Source organism: Marinomonas maritima, from assembly GCF_024435075.2.
Lineage (GTDB): Bacteria > Pseudomonadota > Gammaproteobacteria > Pseudomonadales > Marinomonadaceae > Marinomonas > Marinomonas maritima.
Genome location: NZ_JAMZEG020000001.1, coordinates 202,290 through 225,358, shown reverse-complemented (window position 1 = coordinate 225,358; position 23,069 = coordinate 202,290). Strand labels below are relative to the sequence as shown.

General features: G+C 43.1%; 29 protein-coding genes. 16 read left to right on the top strand and 13 right to left on the bottom strand.

Annotated features, from left to right (window positions below; genetic code table 11):
• Window positions 1–44 precede the first annotated feature (44 nt).
• The 5 genes from M3I01_RS01180 to M3I01_RS01160 form a co-directional block, all read right to left on the bottom strand.
• Window positions 45–1,388, bottom strand: a complete 1,344-nt coding sequence (locus M3I01_RS01180; RefSeq protein ID WP_255893730.1) for a cache domain-containing protein — start codon at window positions 1,386–1,388, stop codon at window positions 45–47.
• 131 nt (window positions 1,389–1,519) lie between these two features.
• Complete coding sequence (locus tag M3I01_RS01175; protein ID WP_255893729.1) at window positions 1,520–2,809, bottom strand: TRAP transporter large permease; 1,290 nt, start codon at window positions 2,807–2,809, stop codon at window positions 1,520–1,522.
• 49 nt (window positions 2,810–2,858) lie between these two features.
• Window positions 2,859–3,398, bottom strand: a complete 540-nt coding sequence (locus tag M3I01_RS01170; RefSeq protein WP_255893728.1) for a TRAP transporter small permease subunit — start codon at window positions 3,396–3,398, stop codon at window positions 2,859–2,861.
• Window positions 3,399–3,466: 68 nt separating this feature from the next.
• On the bottom strand, window positions 3,467–4,552 hold the full coding sequence (locus M3I01_RS01165) for a TRAP transporter substrate-binding protein (protein ID WP_255893727.1): 1,086 nt from the start codon (window positions 4,550–4,552) through the stop codon (window positions 3,467–3,469).
• Between the two features lie 157 nt (window positions 4,553–4,709).
• A complete protein-coding gene (locus tag M3I01_RS01160; RefSeq protein WP_275564866.1) occupies window positions 4,710–5,393 on the bottom strand; it encodes a GDSL-type esterase/lipase family protein in 684 nt (227 codons plus the stop codon).
• A gap of 133 nt (window positions 5,394–5,526) precedes the next feature.
• Between M3I01_RS01160 and M3I01_RS01155 the strand changes: the two genes are divergently transcribed.
• Complete coding sequence (locus M3I01_RS01155) at window positions 5,527–6,267, top strand: ElyC/SanA/YdcF family protein (RefSeq protein ID WP_275564865.1); 741 nt, start codon at window positions 5,527–5,529, stop codon at window positions 6,265–6,267.
• A gap of 3 nt (window positions 6,268–6,270) precedes the next feature.
• Window positions 6,271–6,465, top strand: a complete 195-nt coding sequence (locus M3I01_RS01150; protein WP_255893723.1) for a hypothetical protein — start codon at window positions 6,271–6,273, stop codon at window positions 6,463–6,465.
• 10 nt (window positions 6,466–6,475) lie between these two features.
• Here the strand turns inward: M3I01_RS01150 and M3I01_RS01145 are convergent, their stop codons facing one another.
• The 7 genes from M3I01_RS01145 to M3I01_RS01115 all read right to left on the bottom strand — a co-directional run bounded on the left by M3I01_RS01145 (window position 6,476) and on the right by M3I01_RS01115 (window position 11,152).
• On the bottom strand, window positions 6,476–6,778 hold the full coding sequence (locus M3I01_RS01145) for a helix-turn-helix domain-containing protein (RefSeq protein WP_112134742.1): 303 nt from the start codon (window positions 6,776–6,778) through the stop codon (window positions 6,476–6,478).
• A 135-nt stretch (window positions 6,779–6,913) separates the two neighbouring features.
• Window positions 6,914–7,447 (bottom strand): type II toxin-antitoxin system antitoxin DhiA, encoded by a 534-nt coding sequence (gene dhiA / locus M3I01_RS01140; protein WP_255893721.1) that lies wholly within the window; start codon window positions 7,445–7,447, stop codon window positions 6,914–6,916.
• Window positions 7,441–7,710 carry a type II toxin-antitoxin system toxin DhiT gene (dhiT, locus tag M3I01_RS01135; RefSeq protein WP_255893720.1) on the bottom strand — a complete coding sequence of 90 codons (270 nt, stop codon included), beginning with the start codon at window positions 7,708–7,710 and terminating at the stop codon, window positions 7,441–7,443. Before dhiT ends, dhiA begins: the two co-directional genes overlap by 7 nt.
• A 142-nt stretch (window positions 7,711–7,852) precedes the next feature.
• Complete coding sequence (locus tag M3I01_RS01130; protein WP_255894773.1) at window positions 7,853–8,515, bottom strand: anthranilate synthase component II; 663 nt, start codon at window positions 8,513–8,515, stop codon at window positions 7,853–7,855.
• A gap of 26 nt (window positions 8,516–8,541) precedes the next feature.
• On the bottom strand, window positions 8,542–9,957 hold the full coding sequence (locus M3I01_RS01125; RefSeq protein ID WP_255893719.1) for an anthranilate synthase component I family protein: 1,416 nt from the start codon (window positions 9,955–9,957) through the stop codon (window positions 8,542–8,544).
• On the bottom strand, window positions 9,954–10,184 hold the full coding sequence (locus M3I01_RS01120; RefSeq protein ID WP_255893718.1) for a Trp family transcriptional regulator: 231 nt from the start codon (window positions 10,182–10,184) through the stop codon (window positions 9,954–9,956). Before M3I01_RS01120 ends, M3I01_RS01125 begins: the two co-directional genes overlap by 4 nt.
• Before the next feature lie 239 nt (window positions 10,185–10,423).
• A complete protein-coding gene (locus tag M3I01_RS01115) occupies window positions 10,424–11,152 on the bottom strand; it encodes a class I SAM-dependent methyltransferase (RefSeq protein WP_255893717.1) in 729 nt (242 codons plus the stop codon).
• A gap of 1,161 nt (window positions 11,153–12,313) precedes the next feature.
• Here M3I01_RS01115 and M3I01_RS01110 point away from each other — a divergent pair.
• The 3 genes from M3I01_RS01110 to M3I01_RS01100 all read left to right on the top strand — a co-directional run bounded on the left by M3I01_RS01110 (window position 12,314) and on the right by M3I01_RS01100 (window position 13,728).
• Window positions 12,314–12,625 (top strand): cupin domain-containing protein, encoded by a 312-nt coding sequence (locus tag M3I01_RS01110; protein ID WP_255893716.1) that lies wholly within the window; start codon window positions 12,314–12,316, stop codon window positions 12,623–12,625.
• 85 nt (window positions 12,626–12,710) lie between these two features.
• Complete coding sequence (locus M3I01_RS01105) at window positions 12,711–13,085, top strand: hypothetical protein (protein WP_255893715.1); 375 nt, start codon at window positions 12,711–12,713, stop codon at window positions 13,083–13,085.
• 103 nt (window positions 13,086–13,188) lie between these two features.
• Window positions 13,189–13,728 carry a LysR family transcriptional regulator gene (locus tag M3I01_RS01100; RefSeq protein ID WP_255893714.1) on the top strand — a complete coding sequence of 180 codons (540 nt, stop codon included), beginning with the start codon at window positions 13,189–13,191 and terminating at the stop codon, window positions 13,726–13,728.
• Window positions 13,729–13,871: 143 nt separating this feature from the next.
• On the opposite strand, the gene M3I01_RS01095 is transcribed toward M3I01_RS01100, so the two are convergent.
• On the bottom strand, window positions 13,872–14,339 hold the full coding sequence (locus M3I01_RS01095) for a MarR family winged helix-turn-helix transcriptional regulator (protein WP_255893713.1): 468 nt from the start codon (window positions 14,337–14,339) through the stop codon (window positions 13,872–13,874).
• 210 nt (window positions 14,340–14,549) lie between these two features.
• Between M3I01_RS01095 and M3I01_RS01090 the strand changes: the two genes are divergently transcribed.
• The 11 genes from M3I01_RS01090 to hxpB all read left to right on the top strand — a co-directional run bounded on the left by M3I01_RS01090 (window position 14,550) and on the right by hxpB (window position 23,066).
• A complete protein-coding gene (locus M3I01_RS01090) occupies window positions 14,550–15,188 on the top strand; it encodes a class I SAM-dependent methyltransferase (RefSeq protein ID WP_255893712.1) in 639 nt (212 codons plus the stop codon).
• A 63-nt stretch (window positions 15,189–15,251) separates the two neighbouring features.
• Window positions 15,252–15,614 carry a hypothetical protein gene (locus M3I01_RS01085; RefSeq protein WP_275564864.1) on the top strand — a complete coding sequence of 121 codons (363 nt, stop codon included), beginning with the start codon at window positions 15,252–15,254 and terminating at the stop codon, window positions 15,612–15,614.
• Between the two features lie 108 nt (window positions 15,615–15,722).
• The gene (locus M3I01_RS01080; protein ID WP_255893710.1) at window positions 15,723–16,100 is read left to right on the top strand and encodes a hypothetical protein; all 378 of its coding nucleotides are present in this window, start codon (window positions 15,723–15,725) and stop codon (window positions 16,098–16,100) included.
• Window positions 16,097–16,285 (top strand): GNAT family protein, encoded by a 189-nt coding sequence (locus M3I01_RS18525; RefSeq protein WP_394358956.1) that lies wholly within the window; start codon window positions 16,097–16,099, stop codon window positions 16,283–16,285. Before M3I01_RS01080 ends, M3I01_RS18525 begins: the two co-directional genes overlap by 4 nt.
• Before the next feature lie 72 nt (window positions 16,286–16,357).
• Window positions 16,358–16,867: a LysR substrate-binding domain-containing protein gene (locus M3I01_RS01075; RefSeq protein WP_317133903.1), complete on the top strand. Its 510-nt coding sequence runs from the start codon at window positions 16,358–16,360 to the stop codon at window positions 16,865–16,867.
• Between the two features lie 152 nt (window positions 16,868–17,019).
• Complete coding sequence (gene cysP, locus M3I01_RS01070) at window positions 17,020–18,033, top strand: thiosulfate ABC transporter substrate-binding protein CysP (protein ID WP_255893709.1); 1,014 nt, start codon at window positions 17,020–17,022, stop codon at window positions 18,031–18,033.
• Between the two features lie 167 nt (window positions 18,034–18,200).
• Window positions 18,201–19,061, top strand: a complete 861-nt coding sequence (cysT, locus tag M3I01_RS01065) for a sulfate/thiosulfate ABC transporter permease CysT (protein ID WP_255893708.1) — start codon at window positions 18,201–18,203, stop codon at window positions 19,059–19,061.
• A 9-nt stretch (window positions 19,062–19,070) separates the two neighbouring features.
• The gene (gene cysW, locus M3I01_RS01060; RefSeq protein WP_255893706.1) at window positions 19,071–19,958 is read left to right on the top strand and encodes a sulfate ABC transporter permease subunit CysW; all 888 of its coding nucleotides are present in this window, start codon (window positions 19,071–19,073) and stop codon (window positions 19,956–19,958) included.
• On the top strand, window positions 19,955–21,103 hold the full coding sequence (locus M3I01_RS01055; protein ID WP_255893705.1) for a sulfate/molybdate ABC transporter ATP-binding protein: 1,149 nt from the start codon (window positions 19,955–19,957) through the stop codon (window positions 21,101–21,103). The genes cysW and M3I01_RS01055 overlap by 4 nt, the downstream gene beginning before the upstream one ends.
• A 187-nt stretch (window positions 21,104–21,290) precedes the next feature.
• A complete protein-coding gene (locus tag M3I01_RS01050) occupies window positions 21,291–22,358 on the top strand; it encodes a GlxA family transcriptional regulator (protein ID WP_255893703.1) in 1,068 nt (355 codons plus the stop codon).
• A 45-nt stretch (window positions 22,359–22,403) separates the two neighbouring features.
• Window positions 22,404–23,066: a hexitol phosphatase HxpB gene (gene hxpB / locus M3I01_RS01045; RefSeq protein WP_255893701.1), complete on the top strand. Its 663-nt coding sequence runs from the start codon at window positions 22,404–22,406 to the stop codon at window positions 23,064–23,066.
• The last annotated feature ends 3 nt before the right edge of the window (window positions 23,067–23,069 follow it).

Here is a 23,069-nt window from a genome sequence, read left to right as displayed (position 1 = left end):
CAACAGCCCACCCAACCACATCATACGTCACAACGTGACGCAGGTTAGATAGGCAGTACGGCATAAATTCGCGTCCCTTTGCCTTTTTGAGACTCAATAGAAAAGCTGCCACCAATCAGCTCTAATCGCTCTCGCATATTAATGAAGCCAATACCCGAAGAAGGTTCTGAACTTGCTACGATACCTTTACCATCGTCTTTACACTCAAATTCGAGTTGTTTACCTGCCTGCCAAAAATTGAGTAAAACCCGCCTAGCCTGTGCGTGCTTTTCAATATTGGTCAACGCTTCCTGAGTCAGTCGATAGATACTAATTTCGATTTCATCGGGTATCTCGGTAGTCACTTGAAAATGATAGTCGACATGAATACCTGTACGCTCCAAAAACTGATCAATCAGGGCTTTTAACGCCGTGTCTAAGCCTAAATCATCCAATAATGTAGGGCGTAAATTATGAGAAATTTGTCGCACTTCTTTGATGGTTTGACCAATCAAATCACTGGCTTTATCCAGTTCCAATTGAACAATGGTTTCATCGTGCTCCCGTTTTAATTTGTTACCCGCTAACTCAATACGAAACTTACAACTCACCAACAACTGATTGATACCGTCATGCAGTTCACGAGAAAACCCTCGCCTTTCACTCACTTGCAAACGCATAAAGCGCTGAGCCAATTCTTTGAGTCGGGAGTCTGCCAGTTTATGTTCGTGAAGATTAATCGCCAAGCCCAGTAAAATCACCAAAATAACCGTAATCACCACGACCACCATCACGCTAAAAAAGCTGTGTTGGATATTGTCATTCATAGTGGCTTGGGTTTTCGCCAGTTCAGCGTAAATATCATCTAAGTACAAACCGGTTCCCATCATCCAATCCCAACGGTCAATGGCGATGACATAGCCCAGCTTATCTTCTTGCTTCATCAATGGGGGTTTTTCCCAAATGTACCGATGATAACCACCACCCGCTTGGGCGGCGTGGATTAAACCTTGTATCAAATAATTCCCTGAACGATCCTGAAAGTCCCAAAGGTTTTTACCGACAAAATCCGGCTGCGTCGGATGTACTAAATTGACGCCGGACATTTCGTAGGCAAAGAAATAGCCATCGTCTTCATAACTTAAATTGGCGAGAATTTTTTTTACCTGAGATTGCGCTTCAGCTTCGTCCAACAAGTCGTTTTCTAACACTGGTCGAATCGCCGACATGGCAATATTTACGTGATTTTTCAGCGCTTGTTTCTTAGCATTCACTAAGTTGAACTCATAAATAGACAACTCTTGTGAGGCCAAATCACGGGCAGACTGTAACCCTAGATACGTAATGATCGCCGTAGCAACAATGAGGGGTGCAATGGCAAGTAAGATGATTTTACTTTTTAAACCCACAGGAGAGACCTTTTTTATTGTGTTTACATTGACTGCATCAAACGCTGACACAGCCATTTTTTCAATTCAAAAAAACGAAAAAAGCGGGTAATCACCCGCTTTTTAACATTGCCTATTAAATGCTACCTAAATCAGCCCATCCCATACAGTCCAGGAAATATAATGATACTAGCCAATACGAGGACTTGGATCAAAATAAATGGCATAACACCTTTGTAAATGTCTGTGGTTCGTATCGAACTGGGAGCGACCCCTTTAAGATAAAACAGACTGAATCCAAAGGGAGGCGTAAGAAAAGATGTCTGCAAATTCATTGCGATCAAAATGGCAAACCACACCATATTAATGCCCAAGGCTTCAGCGACTGGCGCTAGAATCGGGACGATAATGAAGGCAATTTCAACGAAATCAATGAAGAAACCCAATATCAAAATGGCCACCATCGCCAAGATAATAAAGCCCCATTTTTCGCCAGGTAGGCTCAACAGCGCTTCTTCAACAATATAATCGCCGCCAGTATAACTGAATGCCATCGAGAAGGCCGTTGCCCCCATCAGAATAGCAAACACCATCGCGGTCACTTTTACGGCTTCTAAGCCGCTGTCATAAAGCATCTTCCAGCTAAACTGACGGTAAATAAGCGCCAATATAATCGCGCCCACACCCCCTAAAGCAGATGATTCTGTCGGTGTCGCGATCCCAGTAAAGATAGAACCCAATACAATCAGTACCAAGGCGAGAGGCGGAATGATCGCTTTCAAGGCGCTGCGTATCTGCTGCGCTCTCGTTTCGTTATCAAAGTCCTGTGGCATGGCCGGTGCCATTTCTGGGTTTAAATAAGTAACAATCAAAATATAAACAATGTAGCAAGCGATCAAGACCATACCCGGTACTAAAGCGGCTTGGAAAAGATCGCCAACAGGAATGCCTAATACGTCGCCCAAAATGATCAAAATAATAGACGGCGGAATGATCTGACCCAAGGTGCCTGACGCACAAATAGTGCCGCACGCTAACGATTTGTTGTAATTGTATTTCAGCATAACAGGAAGCGAAATAAGACCCATCGCGACCACACTAGCGCCAACCACACCGGTCGACGCCGCTAACAGCGCCCCAACCAAAACAGTTGAAATAGCCAAGCCACCTCGCACACCACCAAAAAGTTTCCCCATGGCTTCAAGAAGTTGCTCTGCTAATCTGGTTTTTTGTAAGACAATGCCCATAAAAATAAACAGTGGCACCGCCATCATAACGGTATTTTCCATGTAGCTTTGTATGCGGAACGGCATAAAAGCAAACATATCAAACCCTTCGGCAAATACACCGAAAATCAACGCAATACCGCCAAACGTAAAGGCGACAGGGAAGCCTAGTAACAAGAGTACTAGCGCAACAAAAAACATGATAATGCCAATCATAAAAAAACCTACTAACTTAAAATAATGACTTGGTCAGTTCTACATCGTATTAGTGTTGAATCGGTGGATGAGAAAAACCGTCTTCACTCACACCACGTAACACATTAATACAGCGAATCATCATGCCTAACCCACTGATTGCCATAGAAAAGAAAGCAAAAGGAATCACCGCTTTGATAATCCAGCGATAAGGTAAACCACCCGGATCACCACTGGTCTCACCCAAACTATACGCTTCGTAAGCAAAGCCAATACCGTAGTAGCCAACGAGCAAGGTAAAAGGTATCAAAAAGAAGACACAACCGAACAAATCAATCCAAGCTTTGCCTCGAATAGACAAATTCTCGTAAATCAAATCCACACGGACATGACCGCCGTGCTGTATGCCATAAGGTATGCCCAACAGAAAGATCGCCGCATAGAGGTGCCATTCCAACTCTTGCATGCCAATGGACACATCGTTAAAAACATAACGCATCAAGACGTCGTAAAACACATTGAACAACAACGCGATGAACAATACCGTAGACACAACACCGAGTAGGTTTGAGAAACGAGTAATACCTCGTTCTAGGTTCAGCAACAACATAACAAACTCCTAGAAATGACAAAGGGTGAGAAAACACTCGTAAGCGCCTTCTCACCCTGCAAGAGGTTTTATTCCCCTAAGCTATCAACACTGTCAAGATACGCTCGGTCGGAGATATTTGTCCAAACACGAGTGGTTTTCAAATATTTCGCTTGTGACTCGATAATTTCTTTTGCCAAAGGATCCGCTGCTGCTTTCTCTTCAAGCAGCTCTTGGTTGGCTTTTTTCATAGCAAGCAATACGTCTTTAGGGAACGTTTTAACTTGAACGTTCGGGTATTCCGTTTTCATGGTTGCCCAGTTCACACCACTTTCATGGTAAGACTGAATGTACATATCATAAGAAGCCAGCTTCATAGACACTCTTAAGATTTCACGAAGATCGTCTGGTAGCTTTTTCCATGTACGCTCGTTCACAAGGAACTGAAGTTCCGTTGCAGGCTCATGCCAGCCGGTGTAGTAGTAAGGCGCGATTTTGTGGAAACCCATACGTAAATCAAGAGAAGGTCCAACCCACTCTAGTGCATCGATAGTACGACGTTCAAGCGCCGTATAAAGCTCACCAGAAGCGATGTTCGTTGGCTTAGCACCTAACTTCGCCAACACTTCACCCGCAAAACCAGGAATACGCATTTTCAGACCTTGAAGGTCTTCAAGAGAGTTGATTTCTTTCTGGAACCAGCCCCCCATTTGGTTGCCTGTATTACCACCAGGGAAAGATAATAGGCCAAAAGGTTGGTAAACCTTTTCCATCAATGCCATGCCATCGCCTTCATAAAACCAACCGTATTGCTCTGGTGTAATCATACCGAACGGCATTGTGGTGAAAAATAAGGTGTTCGGCACTTTCCCTTTCCAGTAATACGATGCGGAATGACCCATGTCATACTGGCCAGAACGAACCATATCGAACACACCAAATGGTGCTTTGTGTTTGTTCGACGAGTCGATGGTGATTTTCAAACGGCCACCAGACATTTCGTCTGCAATACGAGCCATGTTTCGAGGCGCATCACCAAAGATAGGAAAGTTAGATGCCCATGTTTCAGCCATCTTCAATTTATAGACTCGTTCCGCTGAAAAAGCAGGCAAAGAGAAAGCACTAACGGTAACCGCTACGGCGGCAACCAGAGTTGTTATCTTGAAGGATTTCATTTTTTTATCATCCTGTTCTGTATTTATTTTTATAAAACATAATTAAGCAGGACAGATAATCGCGTGAATGAAAAGTGTAAACAATTCGTACGAATACCGACAACGAATCCGGAAACTACGTAGTCGACTACGTATTAATACTTAGAAAAATCATTTTTTAGAGTAGATCGGTTGCCATCAGCCACTGAAGCTTAGACTCTATTGCCTTTGCAAAAACATGATATTGATTGGCATTTGGGTGAAGGAAATCATTCATTACATCACTGATCAAGCGACCATTTTCATCTAAGAAGTGAGGGTTGATATTAAGGAAAAAAACACGTTTATCATCAGCATACGATTGAATGATCTGATTCACTTCCTCATTTAATACCCGCAACTTTTGTGTCGGCTTTGCGCTACGAGGAAACAACGCCAGTAGCAATATTTTAGTGCGTGGTAATTTTTCAGCCAATACCTCTAATATTCGTTTAACGCCCAACGCCGTGTCTTCAGCTTTGTCCATTCGGTGACCCGAGTTGTTCGTGCCTATTAACAGCACCAACAACTTAGGTTGTATATCAGCCACTTCACAGTGCTCTAAACGCCACAATACATGTTCCGTACGATCGCCATTAAAACCAAGATTCAGCGCATGCCTTGGTTTATAAAAAGTCTCCCATACCCCGGCGCCTTCTTTTTCCCACGCTTGCGTAATGGAATCCCCTAGAAACACCAAATCCACACGACCCATCGACTCTTTCTCACTTAGCTTTTCCTCATGGCGTGGCAACCACCAAATAGTTTCCTGTGGTTCTGGTTTTACAGACAAAGGCATGTTGGTCGGATGTGGTGAAAACATAATAGAGAACTACCTGAAGCTTCGTTATTGAAAATAATACCTTATAAAATTTTAGAAAGGCCAATAAAAGACACTGAGGTTTTAGCCTTGATCCTGTATTCTAAACGCTCACTGACTAACGAGACGACACGCCGTGAGCCTGATTCTTTTTTACATCAAAAAAACCGTTGGTATGATGCTAATGCCAATTCCGCTGACTCTGTTGATCATGTGTCTGTCATTCTTACTAATGAGAAAGCGCCCTAAACCCGCCAAGTTTTTCTTATTCTGCGGGATACTTTTATTGGGATTAACCAGTTGGAATCCGATGGCAGATCGACTAATTTCGACCGTTGAAAAAGACATGTACATCTTTGATATCAAAAACCCGGTCGACGTCGTTATAGTGCTCGGCAGTGGACACAAAGACTTAAACAACACTCCTGCGGTGATGAAGCTAGGAAGCAGTGCCCTGTTTCGTCTTGAGGAAGGATTGCGCATTTTATCCGCCAACCCCAACGCAACCTTGTTCGTTTCTGGTTATTCGGGTGGCATGTCAGAATCCCACGCCATCGTCATGCGTAACGCCTCGATAGAATTGGGAGTAAGCTCGAATAAGATCCGCACTTTCCCACTCGCCAAAGACACCCAGGAGGAAGCCAAAAGCATGGCTCCCTACCTAAAAGGAAAACGCGTTGCTTTAGTCACCGAAGCATCGCATTTAAAACGAGCGACCATCTTCTTTAAGCAAGCTGGAATAGACACCATTCCCGCGCCCGCCATGTATTTAGGATCCGACACAAGTGATTGGCAAATCAACGCCAATGCCAGCTACAAAAGTGAACGTGCTTTTTACGAATGGCTAGGCCGTACTTGGCAATGGATTAAGGGGTAAATCATGGCATCTAAAGTGACATTTGAAGCAGATAAAAAAGATAACCAAATACCCCACGATACTTGGTTAACACAGCAAGTTAACGCCGCTTTAGATCGCATGGAAAACGGCCTTTCTGTATTCGTGCCAAACGAAGAAGCCAATGCTCAGATGGCAGATTTTAAAGCGGAAATTCGTGCTAAAAGTAAGCTTTTATAGTTACACTGCCTTATAAATTAAACCCGTAATGGCTGCCATCGGGCAATTCAACATCCACGGTTAATTTGCCACCAGCGCCTTCAACGTAACGCTTTAAGGTCGATAGCTTTACATCACGGCCTTTGCGTTCCATGCCTGCAATCGTTGGCTGTTTCACGCCAAGCGTGTTTGCCATATCCTCTTGAGTGATATTCATGCGTTCACGTAACTGGGCGAGATGAATGCCAAGCACCATATCTTCCGCCTTTTTACGGGCATTTCTTACTATTTCAGGCTTCTGATCTGAAATTAACTTATCAAGCGTTCTAGCCATTACTCACCTCGACTTTCATAAGTTAGTCATTTTAATAAATTATAGGTTTAAGACTATATATTAAACTCAAAAAAAAGCAGCTCCCATCGCTGGACACTGCTTATTTGTCATTTAAGAATTATCGAAGCCAACACACTAATGCGAAGCAGTAACCGAGTTCGACAACGATTCTCCAACTCTCTCTTTGGCGATTTCAATAACGGCATGGGCGAGTTGTACTAAGGTGGCAAAGTTGGGTTTGGTTTCAGGTTTAAGAGAACGATAAGCGCTGGTTCGACTTTTTATGCCCGCTCTTGCAATCACTACGCGATGTCCAAATAACTCAACATAGGATCGAATAGCAGCTTGCAGAATATCTGGGCGGCCTTCTGTCATGGAATCCCATGACGCCTGTTTGATCACTTCTTCCATTTGCTCTACATCAAACCGCATCGCGGCAGCCTGATAAGCTCCTTTTGTGATACCTCGTAATGTGCTGGTAGCAAGTTCATTACCACTCCAATTCAAGGCTCCATCGGCAGTTAAAGCAAAACGTTTGAAATCTTTCACATTGGCAAAGGGTGGTTTTGAAAAGCACTCAGATAAGTCTGCTTCTCCTTCAAAACCATCGCTAAAGGTTAATGCTAAGGTGTGATCTTTAACCCAATCTACATCAATGATTTTTAACATACATCCTCCAACTTGCCCGGATTTTCACCTTTCACGGCTTTACGCCACATCTGCATGAGCTGCTCTCTATATATACTTATGTGAGCTTCAGCACGTTTACGCTGTTTATTGGGCAGATAACCTTCTATGCATTCGCTGGTTTCTATCGCAATAATCAATTCGTAACCGCCATATTTCACATGTAAATGCGGTAACTTGTGTTGTTGATTATCAAAAAAATATAAGCAAAACGACAATCCTAATAACGCATCGATTTCAGGCATCCTTACCCCTCGATATTTATATTGATAAAACTATAGCTTAGTCTCTCAAAAGAGACAAGTACATTTTTTGAACAAAAAAAAACAGCACCCATTACTGAGCACTGCTTTTCTATTACTTCAACAGTAGCGATTTTTTAACCCATCAAACCTGAAATAAGAAGTTTTTGATCAGGTCTTTGCCACCTTCGGTCGCGAAGGATTCTGGATGAAACTGAATGCCTTGAATCGGGTATTTTTTATGACGAATGCCCATGAGTTCGAACTTGCCGCCTTGGTGAATGGTTGCGATGTCCTTGAAGTCGACTTCTTTTAAATCCCCCACCGAAGCCGTCACTTCCAGCACATCGGGGAAACTTTCTGCTTCGGCGATGAGCGAGTGATAACGCATGACTTCTAACTGGTCTGGAATGTCATGGAAGATGCCTTCGCCGTTGTGCGTAATCGGGCTGGTTTTCCCGTGCATCGGCAAGGGAGCTTTGACGACGTTACCGCCGAACACATGACAAATACCCTGCATTCCCAAGCAAACGCCCATCAAAGGAACGGTTTTGCCGAATTCCAAAATCACGTCGGCACAAATACCAAAATACGCTTTGTCGTCAGGCGAACCTGGCCCAGGGGAAATAATAATACGATCTGGTGCAGCGGCACGAATGTCGTCTAACGTCACTTCATCGTTACGTTTTACGATCACCTCAAAAGCGTCGATTTCGCCACGGCTTTGCTCAGTTTCCAATACTTCGCCAATAAACTGATACAGGTTGTAAGTGAAGGAGTCGTAGTTGTCGATAATATACACTTTCATCTGTCTTTCTTTCATGTCAGGTTCCCTTACGCTTTGGATGCTGGCGCGAAGCTGTCTAGCACACGTTTGGTGCCAGCAAATTTGCGTTGGATTTCTTCGTATTCGTCTTCTGCGTTTGAGTCGTATACGTTACCGCCACAGGTTTGCACGTAGGCTTTGTTGCCATTAGCGAACACGGTACGAATCGGAATCGCAAACATGCAATCGCCATTAAAAGAGAACTGACCAACCGCGCCGCCGTAAGGACCACGACCGTCGTTTTCCAAATCATCGATAATTTTCATCGCTTCGATTTTTGGCGCGCCCGTCAAGGTTCCCGCAGGGAAGTTGCTCGCCAACGCCGAGAACATATCGTGATCTTCGGCCATGATGCCGACAATTTCACTGGAAATGTGCTGAACGTGACTGAAACGTTTAATGTCCATCAGGCTACGCACTTTCACCGTACCGAAGCGTGCCACACGGCCAATGTCGTTACGATGCAAATCAACAATCATATTATGTTCAGCGATTTCTTTCGGATCATTCAATAGTGCACGCGCTAACGCCGTGTCTTCTTTTTCGTCTACGCCACGTTTCGCCGTGCCCGCTAACGGAAAGGTCTCCATTTCCCCTTGGCGGACGCGGAACAGCAATTCTGGGCTCGCGCCGATGACTTTTTGCTCACCAAATTTGATGTAATACATTTGTGGTGACGGATTCACTTCGCGTAATTGCTCGTACAAGTTAATGGTGTCGCCTTCCATATCGAACCATTTTTTGAAGCCGACTTCGCACTGAAAAATTTTCCCTTCCACAATGTCCTGCTTCACTTTAGCCACTGCATTCGCGTGATCCAATTTGCTCATAGATTCACCCGCTGGCGTAACAACGAAGGCGCCATTTTCAGGCGTTGGTTCCGCCATCATGACTTGCACAAGGTCTAAACGATTGCCACCAGCATCCGACTCTTCATAGTAGAAGTACGTTACTTCGCCCGTCATTTTGTCCAGAATTAGGCCATCTTTGTACAAGCCAAAGCGGAACGCATCAAACATCTCGCTGGCTTGAAGGTCTAAACTTGGCTCGAAATAGTTCATACTGTCGTAACCGATATAACCCGTTAAACCACCAGCAAAACCACGTGACAAAATATTCTGCGGCACAATACTGCGCAGTAAGTAATAGGGGTTATCGGATTCAAAAGATTCCGTAGTGCCGTCGCGTTCTTGGATAAACAGCTGCTTGTCTTCTGCCCAAATGAGTTTTTCAGGGTCAAAACCAATAATCGAATGGCGAGAAATAAAGCTCTCTTCACCAAGGGATTCCAACATAAAACAGTGCTCAAAACGCTTCTCGACCTTCTTAAACAAGTCGAAAAAATCACAGTCAGAACTGATAGTAACGTACTTAGGTTTGCGCGGTAGCGAGATGCGCTCCGGCTTTTTATTGGATTGACTCATGCTTCTTTTAATTCCTTAAATGCTCGGGAACCACGGGTCACCGTGGCAATGCCTACGCCCAGCTGTTTCGCTATGTCGCGCTGCGGCACACCTTGCTCCAACAGTTCTAAAATTTTAAGACGACGCAGCATTTCTTCAATCTCATTCGGTGTGAGCAACGCCTTTAAACGCTTCTCCAACACCAATTCATCATCTACTTCGGTTAAAAATTGGACCAAATCTTTCATATGCACTTCTATTTTATAAATAGCCATGTATTCGCGTACTAGTACAATATAGATTTCAAAGAAGGGAAGCAAGAGTTTCAGGCACAAAAAAACACCGACTAGCGGTGCTTTTTGTGTCTCCTAACGTTCGTCCAGAAATACTACTCAATTTAGTACTTTAAGAACCTTAATAAATGCAACAAAGCACCGTCTGGCGTTCGGACCCACAAAGATTCCTTGATAAGTGATAGAAAGTAGTGTTATCGCTGCGCAGAAACCAATACCATCATAGGTCGCTCCACTTCTTCGGTCAGCGCCGAGTTTGCTTCAATCTGCTGTACTGTTGGTCCCCACTCGTTAACATGGCGAATAGCAAAACCAGCCGCCATTAGCGTATTCAACATGGTACCCAAGGTCCGGTGATATTTTACAACCCCGTCAGCCAACCAGTTGCTGACACGTTTACCTTCGTTTTGATAATTATTAACCGCCCAAGACCGCTGGCCTTCATTATCGATAAGCCAGCCTTGACGAACTGGGCATGTGTAGATTGGGTGCTCGGTAGTAAAGACAAACCAACCGCCAGGTTGCAGTGACTGATAAATAGCGGTAAATAACGGAACGAGATCGGGCAAATAATGCAAAGTCAGCTGACTGTATATCAAGTCGATTGCTTGACTCGGCAGTACAAGCTTTTCTAAGTCACCACGTTGATAGCGAATGCCGTTATCATCTGTAAGCTCCCTTGCCCTTGCCAGCATTCTTTCGGACAAATCGACACCCAGTACGTCGGCGGCTCCTGCTTCCCGCGCATTGCGGCAAAACCAACCGTATCCACAGCCCAGATCAATAACCACTTTTCCGACAAGATCTGGGAGCATAGCCTCAATAGAGGGCCACTCGGGGGCGGCCTCTAAACCGAATTGAGAGCGTGGTAGTTGTGCATAACCGTCGAAAAAAGCCTGATTATCGTAAATATTTTGAGACATATTAAACTCCAAAAATCATTTAGACCGCCTCAAAAATGAGGCAAAAAAAAACGAACAAGGAAAAACCCTGCTCGCTCTATAAAGCTGCCTTCAGACAACTTAAACGAAAAGGGCCATGGATGAATTATCATCCATGGCCCTGATTTAATCGCCACATATATATACGCCCCCATCTTTATAGACAGAGCATATGAGTATCGTGGCGATAAATGTAAGGAGGCTAACGCTCCTGATCAGGCTCTGAACAACGCTTCATCGCAAGCAATTGTCAGAGCTCATTCGAGTGACGAGCTGATCTGAATCGTACATTTTTTGCATACTAACCGATAAAATAAGTGAATTTATTTAGCTTTTTAACGTTTCTATTTAAAAATGTCAATGACGTTTTTGTCATGTCGGCACGCTATACTTTGGCTGCATCGGTGCCAACCAAGCAGCTCTTATTAGATGACAATTCACTGACTCTACCAATCGGTATCATTTTCAAACAACATTAGGAATAGAAGCCCGTAATAGACTTAGTTATACTAGATCCGCATACCTGTTAAGGAAATCAAAATGAGATGTAAACCAACACTATCATTAACGTCTAAACAACAAACTACACAAACAAAAAGGTGACAACTTCGTCGAAAGCATACGTTTAGAAAGATATTCTGTTGATAAACCCTTACTTTCTCTCAGTGCATAGAAAGAAAAGAACAGCTTTTGAAGAAATACTTAGGTTGATCCTATGATAGATAAATTCGGTGTAGACAAAGACCCGTATACCTACTCAAATTCCAGTACCTTTAATCAATAAACTTGGTGTTCAAGACTCCGTTGAGTTAAGTAGAGTAGAGAACTAATTCTCTACTCTAGCGTTTTCTGTTTTAACATCTGGCTATCCATTATGGATACAACCTAAGCTATGTAGGTATTTCAAAAGACCAATTGATAGGATCCAATAGTCGTGAATGCCTAGATTGCAACTATCAACCGATGACAAAGATATTTACCAGAAGTCTATCTCCGAACATCTAACCATTCCAACACTCTGCTATATCCAACCCATATTTTGACTTTTATCGCCGCCATTTTAACCTAAGCGATGCGACCGCCTTGTTTGCGCTGCAATAGCATTCTAACGTCATGTTATATCTATCACTTAGGAATAAGCTCATGACTTTCATCTCAGCAAAAACCTTCACGGCAGATCGTCCTTGGGGCGCGTTAGACATTGTCAATATGAGCGGTGTGACGACGCATTTGCATTGGACGGATCAGCCGTACAAGTGGCACATCAATGATGGCGAAGAAGTGTTTGTGGTGTTAGATGGTGAGGTCAATATGCACTACCGAGTCAATGACGTCGAAAACGTTAAGTTAATGACTGTAGGCGATATATTTTATGCAGCGATTGGTACGGAGCATGTTGCGCATCCTATGGGTGAAGCCCGTATTTTGGTGATCGAAAAGGAAGGCAGTGTTTAAGCAACCTAAATGATTTTGTAATAAAGTGGCTCTCATTCCGTCTAATAACAAATTGATTATTTACGCACTTGATGAGGAAGAAATAATGGGGTTTGTTGTTACGGTTTCTATGCTATTGATTCTCTTGATGTCGCTTCCCAATCCTTTGCGGGCTTGGCTGCAGAAACGTCAAGGTGAGCTTGCCCTGTGGGCTTTTTTGGCGGGTGTGTGGAATTTTGCTTGGCATGGATCTCAGCATCTTGGCGACTTTTGGGGAAACGCCGCGTTTATTTCCGGTTTATTGATGGTGTTTACTAGCATGCCGTTACTTAAGGTAGATAAATGGCCTTCAACTTTGAAGATCATGGTTCAAACCTATCAAACCGCATGCCCAAAAATACTGCATTATCTAGCGCTCTTTGCGCTCGCTATTTGTGCTGCACTTTATACTTACACTTTAATTCAACTCAATCTTGGCTAATAAAAAAAGAGAAACACCTTTAGGATCGTTTCTCTTTTTCAACACTGCGCCATACGAGTTAACCAATAGCAATGATGCAGCTACTCAGTCTCGGCTTTATCCAATGCTTAAATCCAAGAATGAAAGGCAGTCTAAAGATAAACTGTCTTCGCTCAACACCATCGTGACCAAACTCTTGATTGAGTATGCCTTTAGTGTGCTGAGTAAATTCAGCAAACGCCGTCACATCTCGTGTATCCAATTGAACCGCAAAGGCTTTCTGCCCTTTTTGTTTAATGGCTTCAACCACCTCCTTGGCTTACCAAAATCAAATATTTCCAGTGCGGTGCGAGGCCTCAAAAAATCCCCAGGCACTCGGCTTTTTCATCGTAGCACGCGCAGTATCATCTTAACTCAAGACGGCGAAACCTACTTACCTCAATGCCAAACACTACTGGCAGAATTAGACGCTGTCGGAAGCCAATTTCGACGAAACCCAGATGATGTTCGCGGCGTACTCAGAGTCGACATGCCTAGCCGTTTTGCAACTACCGTGGTGATTCCTCATCTCGCCGACTTCATCGAGAACTACCCAAACATTCGTTTGAAAATCTGCAACGCAGATTATCGAGTCGATCCGATCGAGCATGAGTACAAAGGATAATTTCTTTATAAATCAAATAGTTAAAAAATTTTAGCAACATCTCACTCAGACATTAGAAGTAACAACTAAAATTTAGGCTAATTATACGGGATTTAACGAGGCGAAATAAAATTAATTATCGCTAGTGATTGGACTGATTCCTATCATTTTTCGTTAGGGTATGTAGCACAAATCTTTGCTAGTGTTTGCTCAAAAGTATCATATTCTTTATCTTCCAAAAGGCCTTTAAATGATTTTTCCAAATTCTGATAAACAGAATTTTGAATGTTCGAGAATAATTTCCGACCCTTTTCGGTTAATAGTATATGCTGTGCTCTTGCATCATATTGACAAGTGGCGCGGTATATCAACTCTCGTTTTTCAAGCTTATTGACCATTAAACTTGCGGATGATTTTTGCACTTGCATTTCAGCAGCCAGTGCCGATAAATGAGTACTATCATCATGCTTCTCACTTGCAGGATCAATTTCTGCATTCTCTGCAATATGAACACATAGTAAGTACTCAAATTCACTGTAACTCAAACTGCTTTCTGTATTATCAAACGCTTGAACATCCCACGTTCTAGAGATTATTCGTTGAAACTTTATTAGTGAGTTTTGCAAATCCATAGTTAAACAATATCATTTAGTTAGCTTACCTAACAAAATAACATTTCTTCTGTATAAGTACTAACTATTATGACGAACCTCACAGCATATATTTGCAAGAAGTCACTCCTTACATTTTTCACATAAATAACATTATAAATAAAAATTAGTTTGACTAACTAACTAAAGTCATCATAATAGTTAGCCAACCTAACAATGATTAATGAAAGTATGAGTGATAACAAAGATGATCTACTTGCCAGTGCATGGAATGACAAACTTACCGAAGATTACGTTGACCAATGGGGAGAGCTTCTACTTCACAAAAAAATCCCTGAATTCTGTAATCTATTACCATCAGAAATTGTTTTAGATATTGGTTGTGGTAGTGGAGCGGCTGTTAGAGCAATTGCCAGTAAACTCACAACAGGACATGCTACAGGCATCGATCCAACACCTAAAATGCTTGAAATTGCTACGAAACTCACCGTAAAAGACAACAATTTTCAACAGGTAACATATCTACTTGCTGGAGCGGAAAAAATACCTGTTGAAAGTGAAAGTTGTGACTTAGTGTTAGCGGTGAATACTCTGCATCATTGGGTAAATGTTAACGATGGACTCAATGAAGTACTAAGAGTACTAAAGCCATCAGGTCGGTTTGTCTCTGTTGATGATCTTTGGGAAGAGTCTGTTGAATACAGCCAAGAACAAGCTGACGATAACGAAAACGCTTCATGCAAACATGAACTTAAAACTAGAAATGGTATTGTGAAGTTACTGAACAAAACTGGTTTTACAAATATTTCAAACTCAGATAACCGTGAACCAGATGCCACTGCATCAATAATCACAGGATATAAAGCTTAATATTAACTAAAGGAGGTTAATATTAACATTACACTCGCGCTTATGGGACTTTCGATATATATCTTGTTGTGGGAAAAGTTACCTGACTGGGGAAACTGGTTTAACTGGATTATTGAAAGATTACCTAGACCACTGGCTTATTTATACGAAGCGTGGCAATGCCCTTATTGCTTTGGCTTTTGGGTTGCATTAGCCCTACATGGTATAACTGGATTACAGACAACCCCAGCGTTAGAAACTATGCCTAGCTATATTGGTATTGGTGGTACTGCCATTGCGTGGATATTAGATGCATTAGCAACGGCAACTTTAATCATGTTAGGGCAACTTTGCTTAAATGCTATTGCAGTGCCTGCAATTAAAGGATATCAAATGACGATGGAGTTTAAGCAACCTTTTAAAGAAGAGTCAACCGATTCACTCTAAGTATAAAATGCACCTCTAATAATAAAATATGGGTGATACGTAAATTATGTAATATCACTCATTTTTTATTACAAATACTTTGAAAAACTCTAACAAAGAAATTTTACAATGACAGGTCTCCTACCGCTGTGCCAAAGATGTGCGTTTAATACTGAACGTCTAGTAATTAACAGTGTTAAATCCCAAATATTTGACGATAGCAGTCAACGGCTATACACACTTAAAGTTTTAGAGTTGTTAACGCCAGCAGTGACTAACTCTCTCCCAAGTGAATGGCAAAACATAACAAGCTATGAAGAGGCAAGCAATTGGTGGCAACAAAGAATTAAAGAAAGCAGTTTTCTATCCATCCAATTAAAACCAAACAATGAGATTATTGGCTTTGTTTTTCTCTATGACAATGAGACGAAACCAATGCAATTAAACTTACATATTGGCTACCTATTGGGTGAATCTTTTGGGCTAAAGGCTATGGGAGTGAATTGATTAAAGGGCTAGTAAAATGGGCGTATTTAGATAAGTATATTCACTCTCTAATTGGAGGTGTTGAAATCAATAATATTGGGTCAATTAAGATAATGGAAAAAAATGGATTTATTCGTTCAAAGCTGGATAGCCCTGATAAAAACGTTATATTTTTAGAGCATGTCATTAACAAAAGTAAATATTAAGAAATGTTTTTTTCACCCCTTTGCACCCGAAAGAAAAGTAACACACATTAAGTTATTGTTTTTAATTGATTAATTCAAACAATCAGTCCAATCAAAGATTGCGTCATTCGAGTGGGCGAACTGGACGACTGTAGTTTAATCGCTCGACCATTAACACAATACCGAAGTCTCAATTGTGTATCGCCAAACTACGCAGAGGCCTATGGCATTCCTCAAACACTTACAGAGCTAGCCAACCATAAACTGATTGAGTATTCCCACACATTAGGCAATCTCGACGCACAGTTCGAATACATGGAGGACGGTAAAGTAAAACAACAATCCATGCCAAGCAACTTGGCGGTGAACGGCACAGACGCTTATTTGGATGCTTGTTTGTCTGGACTTGGCATTGCACAAATCCCAGCCATTGGTGTGGAAAGCTTCATCGAGAATGGCTTACTTCTTCCAGTGTTACCTCAATTCGAAGCCGAACCTATGCCCGTTTCTTTGCTTTACCCATCACGCCGACAGCCACCAAAACGCTTGGTGGTTTTTATGGATTGGCTGCAATCCATTGTGATCAAAACTAACCGAGAATAATTTTTTATGAGCCCATTAATTGAAAAATATCTATCTTAGAAAAGTGCTTTATGAATATTCTAAAAAAGTCTATTAAACGTCATTGTAATAACAAAATCTTTTAAGTAATCTACCCTCATATTGAGAATAACTGCGATTACACAGAGGGTATTATGAAGTCTGCACCACGTTCCTTAAAAACCATTATTGGTACACTATTATTAAGCGGAGCCGTTCAAGCGTCGGCTGCGGATCAAACTATTCTGAACACCTCTTACGACATCGCTCGTGAATTGTTCGCAACGTACAACCCAACCTTCGAGAAACACTGGCTAGAAACCACCGGTAAAACCATCGAAATCAAACAGTCTCACGCAGGCTCTTCAAAACAAGCCAATGCCATCATGAACGGCCTGCAAGCAGACGTTGTGACGTTTAACCAAGTTACAGACGTACAAGTGCTGCATGACAGAGCGAAAATGATTCCAGCAAACTGGAAGACTTCATTTCCAAATGCCAGCTCACCTTATTATTCCACGACGGCGTTTCTTGTTCGTAAAGGCAATCCAAAAAATATCCAAAACTGGGGCGATCTAGCACGTAATGATGTCGCACTGGTTTTTCCAAACCCTAAAACATCGGGCAACGGCCGTTACACTTATCTCGCCGCGCAAGGTTACGCACAAAAAACCTTCGGCAAAGGCAACGACGCTAAAATTGACGATTTCCTAGGTACTTTCCTGAAAAACGTAGCTGTTTTTGATACCGGTGGCCGTGGTGCAACGACAACCTTCGTTGAGCGTGGTATTGGCGATGTATTGATTACCTTCGAATCCGAAGTTAATAACATTCGTAATCAATACGGTGCCGACAAATACGAAGTGGTTGTACCAAAAACGTCTATCTTGGCCGAATTTCCAGTGGCTGTTGTCGCAAAAAATGCGAAAAAGAATGGTACAGAAAAAGTGTCTCATGAGTACTTAAACTACTTATACAGCGAAGCATCACAGCGTCTTCTTGCTGGCTTTAACTACCGCGTTCATAACGATGTTGTAAAAGCAGAATTTGCTGACAAGTTCCCAGAAGTCACTTTATTAACCGTCGAAGAGATTGCCGGTGGCTGGCCAAAAGCTACTAAAGAAATCTTCAAGAATGGTGGTAAACTAGACCAACTTCAACGTCGCTAAACAGTAGACGGATCGAATAAGCCGGATACGCTTGCGTATTCGGCCTTTCTGTCTTTACAGGGTGCCTTTTAAAAGAACTTTTAAAGAAAGTCTTTATAAAGTCACTCTTTTTTATTGGGTCATGACGTTCACCGTAACACTTTCATTGCTCAAACATAGGCAAGTAAATGGCAACTCAACTTAGCGTGGCTGGCACGCGACCTCGTCATAAGCGAGTACTTCCTGGACTGAGCTTAAGCTTGGGAACATCCCTGCTTTTTATCAGTTTGATTCTGCTCTTACCCATGACAGGTCTGGTTATGCAGTCCGTCGATATGGGCTGGGATCGGTACTGGCAAGTCATCAGCGATGAACGTGTTGTCGCCAGTTATAAAGTCACCCTCTGGGCTGCGTTGATAGCGTCTGTTTTCAATGGTTTTTTTGGCCTCTTGTTGGCTTGGGTGTTAGTACGCTATGAGTTCCCTGGGCGTCGTATTCTAGACGCTTTGGTGGATTTGCCTTTTGCCTTGCCAACCGCCGTTGCTGGTATCACTTTAGCCACTTTGTATGCACCGACTGGCTGGTATGGAGAAATACTAGAAAGTATCGGCATCAAGATTGCCTATACACCGTGGGGTATCGTGCTCGCGATGGCGTTTACCAGTATTCCGTTTGTGGTCCGAACCGTTCAGCCCGTTTTGGAAGAACTGTCGCCCGAGGAAGAGGAAGCTGGCATGACGCTGGGCGCGTCCGATTGGTCAGTCTTTCGTCGTGTGATTTTCCCTGCGTTGTGGCCAGCCTTAATGACAGGCATTGCGCTGTCATTCACTCGTAGCTTGGGAGAATTTGGCGCGGTTATCTTTATCGCGGGCAATATGCCATACGTCAGTGAGATTACTTCTTTAATGATTTTTGTCAGCTTACAAGAGTTCGACTTCCCTGCGGCCAGCGCCATTGCGTCGGTTGTGTTGATGGCATCGTTGATTCTTTTATTCGCAATCAATATCTGGCAAGCGCGTTACTTACGCCGCCTTCACGGACGCAGCTAGGAATATATTATGTCTTCTCACCAAGCACCCGGACAACGCCACCAGCTAAGGGTTGGGGACAGCCCTTGGATCAAAGGCCTGTTAATTGGCTTTACCTTATTTTTGACCGTGATACTGCTGGTTGTGCCGCTTATCGCTATTTTTCAGCAAGCCTTTGTTGAAGGCGCAGCACATTATTTCAACAGTCTGATCGAGGCTGATACCTTACACGCCATCGGCTTAACACTATTGGTTGCCGCGTTAACGGTGCCGATTAATTTAGTATTTGGCGTCATGCTCGCGTGGTCAGTGACCCGTTTTGAATTCCCCGGTCGTAAGTTACTGATGACCTTGATGGACATTCCATTTGCCGTTTCCCCCGTCGTGGCGGGTTTACTGTATCTGTTGCTGTACGGCAACAACGGTTGGATTGGCTCGTGGCTTTATGACCAAGACATCCAGTTAATGTTCGCGTGGCCGGGGATTGTTATGGTCACCGTGTTTGTCACTTGTCCGTTTGTGGCGCGTGAATTGATTCCTCTAATGCAACAACAAGGTAGAGAAGACGAAGAAGCGGCGGTCATTTTGGGCGCTTCTGGCTGGCAATTATTCCGCCGCGTCACCTTACCCAATATCAAATGGGCACTGATCTACGGGGTGATTCTAACCAACGCACGTGCCGTCGGAGAGTTCGGCGCGGTGTCCGTCATATCGGGCAATATTCGTGGCGAAACCAACACTTTGCCGCTGCATGTTCAATTGCAATACGAGGATTACCAAGCCGCTGCGGCCTTTGCCAGCGCCTCGCTATTGGCGATGATTGCCTTACTTACACTGTTACTGAAAGCCTTTATCGAATGGCGTCAGGAACGCAGTTTAAAAATTGAAGCAGAAAAAGAAAGACAGGTGACACAATGAGTATTTTGATTGAAAACATTTCCAAAAAATTCGGGCACTTTCAAGCCTTGTCACCTTTGTCATTGGATATCAACGAAGGCGAAATGATCGGCTTGCTTGGCCCATCTGGATCCGGAAAAACCACGCTGTTGCGTATTATTGCGGGATTAGAAGGCGCTGACACGGGGCGTATCCAATTTGGCGACCGAGATGTCACCAACTTGCATGTGCGTGATCGTCGCGTCGGTTTTGTATTTCAAAACTACGCACTTTTTCGTCATATGACGGTTGCCGATAACGTGGCTTTTGGCCTTGAAGTTTTGCCTCGTAAAGAACGCCCAAGCGTTTCTGAAATACAAAAGCGTGTCATGCACTTATTGGACATGGTGCAACTTGCTCACCTTGCTAACCGTTTCCCATCGCAGCTTTCTGGTGGTCAAAAACAGCGTATTGCCTTGGCAAGAGCTTTGGCAACACAACCAGAAGTACTGTTACTAGATGAACCTTTTGGCGCCTTAGACGCAAAAGTCCGCAAAGAACTACGTCGCTGGTTACGCGGATTACACGAAGAGTTAGGGTTCACAAGTGTGTTTGTAACCCACGATCAAGAAGAGGCGCTGGAGCTGTCTGATCGCGTTGTGGTGATGAGTAACGGACACATCGAACAGATCGATCAGCCGGGCGCACTTTACGCGTCACCGAACAGCCGCTTTGTGTTTGATTTTCTTGGCAATGCGAATGTTTTTGAAGGCAAGGTTGAAAACGGTAAATGGCATAATCAGCAAGCGAACATTTTTTTGCCAGCCTCTGATGGACAAGAAGGCGTCGGAAAAAACAACGCTGAGAAAAAAGACGGACAGCTGTACATTCGCTCGCATGAATTTTTCGTTACGAAAGAACCAACCGCTCAGGCGAACTTGCCATTGAAGGTGATTGCTATTAACCCAATTGGTGCCGAAGTTCGTCTTGAACTCTCTCCGATTGATTGGCACAGCAACGACGTCTGGGAAATCGACCTGCCTCACAAAGCCTTCGACAAGAACGGCTTCGAGAAAGGCCAAACTGTTTATGTCACACCCAAAGCGGGCTATTTCTTTGCCGAAGACGCAAAAAAACCGATGTTATTGAATTGGGAAGTAGAGAAAATCACGACCACAGAAAAGTAGTAATTCAACCAATACAGGAGCGACACGAGTTGTGTTGCTCCTTAATTTTTCCATCTAAACAAAAAACTATCTCTATTTTTAATCGCTCACCCGACATACTCTAACAGGCATACGTCGCATACTTCGGCATTTATTTTGCCTTAGGTATGCGATATTGTGTCGATAAAATTAGAGCGGAATTTAAGGCATGTTAGAAGCAAACAATAAGCTAGACACATCACACTTTCAAAGCCATCTAAAACGCACAAATCTTGCCTTCACTAACTCAACGCTTACCAAAAATTCATCTACACCACCAAGAAGAGCAAACTTTGTCCTTCTTGATCATTTTTCCATGTCATGTTTTTCTGTCGCGTTAGACACTCTAGTCACTCTTAACATGGTTCATGACAACCCGATTTACGAATGTAAAACCTACAGTTTACACGACCAAAAAGCACTGTCGGATGTCTCTATCTCGTTGGCAACCGACGGTAATATACAAGACATAGAAATAAGCAAAGATTCCATTTTGGTGATTTGCGGAGGCTTTCGTAGCGCACTTAAATCCGAACCATTACTGAATAAAAAAATAGCCAAAGCAGCACAATTAAACGCAACCATCATGGGACTCTGGAACGGTAGTTTTTATATTGCTGATAGCAGAATACAGACAGGAAATACTATTTCCATTCATCAAGACAACAAAGCCATTATGGAAGAACGCTTTCCTGCCTTAAGTCTATCAACATCCGTTTTCACAGAAGAAGGCACTTTGTTAACCTGCTCAGGCCCCAACAGCGCTCTGGATATGATGCTTCATTTCATCACCACCGCTTATGGAACAGATTATTCTCAGGCTGTCGCAGAAGTGATTGGCTCGGATCGATCCACTAGCACACACACTAAAATCACCAACCATTTTTTAATGTCCGAGCCACACATTCCTGATTGTATTAAAGAAGCCATTTTGTTGATGGAAAGCAATATTGAAGACCCATTAAGCATCGATGAACTAGCGAAACTCGTCGGTATTTCTCGACGACAGATCGAGAGGCTATTTAAAAGTAATGTAGGCGTCACTCCTGCACGTTATTATATGGAACATCGTTTAACGCACGCTCGCCAGCTGATACAGCAGTCCAACTTGAGTATATTTGAAGTTTCTGTTGCCTGTGGTTTCGTAAGTTCAGCCCATTTCAGTCGCACTTACCATCGGTTTTTTGGTAAATCGCCAATTGATACACGCCGTGCCGCTCAAGCTAGCCAAAATTAAATATCGTCAGCACACACTATTGAATAGCCAAAAAAGTAGGTAACAATGCAAGCCGTCATTTTTGATATGGATGGATTACTAATAGATTCAGAGCCGTTTTGGAAACAGGCTGAGTACGATGTATTTTCGTCGGTTGGAGTGAATGTATCACCAGATTTAGCGGAACTCACCGCTGCAATGACAACCAAAGAAGTCACTGAATTTTGGTATGCAAAACAACCGTGGGAAGGCGCTTCTCTTAAGACAGTGGAAAATCGCGTTGTTGAACGAGTCCAATATTTGATCGAGACTCAAGGCAAGGCGATGAGCGGCGTTCATGATTTGCTGATTTCACTACATCAAGCCGATATAAAGATTGGACTAGCAACTAATTCACCCAAAAGCATCATTCCAAGCGTACTACAGCGTTTAGATATTGCTGACTATTTTATGACTTACACATCAGCAGAAGAAGTAAGCCAAGGCAAACCGGCCCCAGACGTTTATCAGCTCACATTAGAAAAACTCAACATCAACGCAGACCAATGCATAGCCTTTGAGGATTCACTCGGCGGTATAAAAGCCGCATTAGCGGCAGGCATTCAGCCAATCGCCATTCCGCATATTGACGAGTTCAATCATACAAAATTTGACCTTGCAGCACTCAAGCTACGAAGCCTGACTGAATTTAATCCGTCTATGGGAAAAGCGTTGTTACTTCAAAAATGAGCA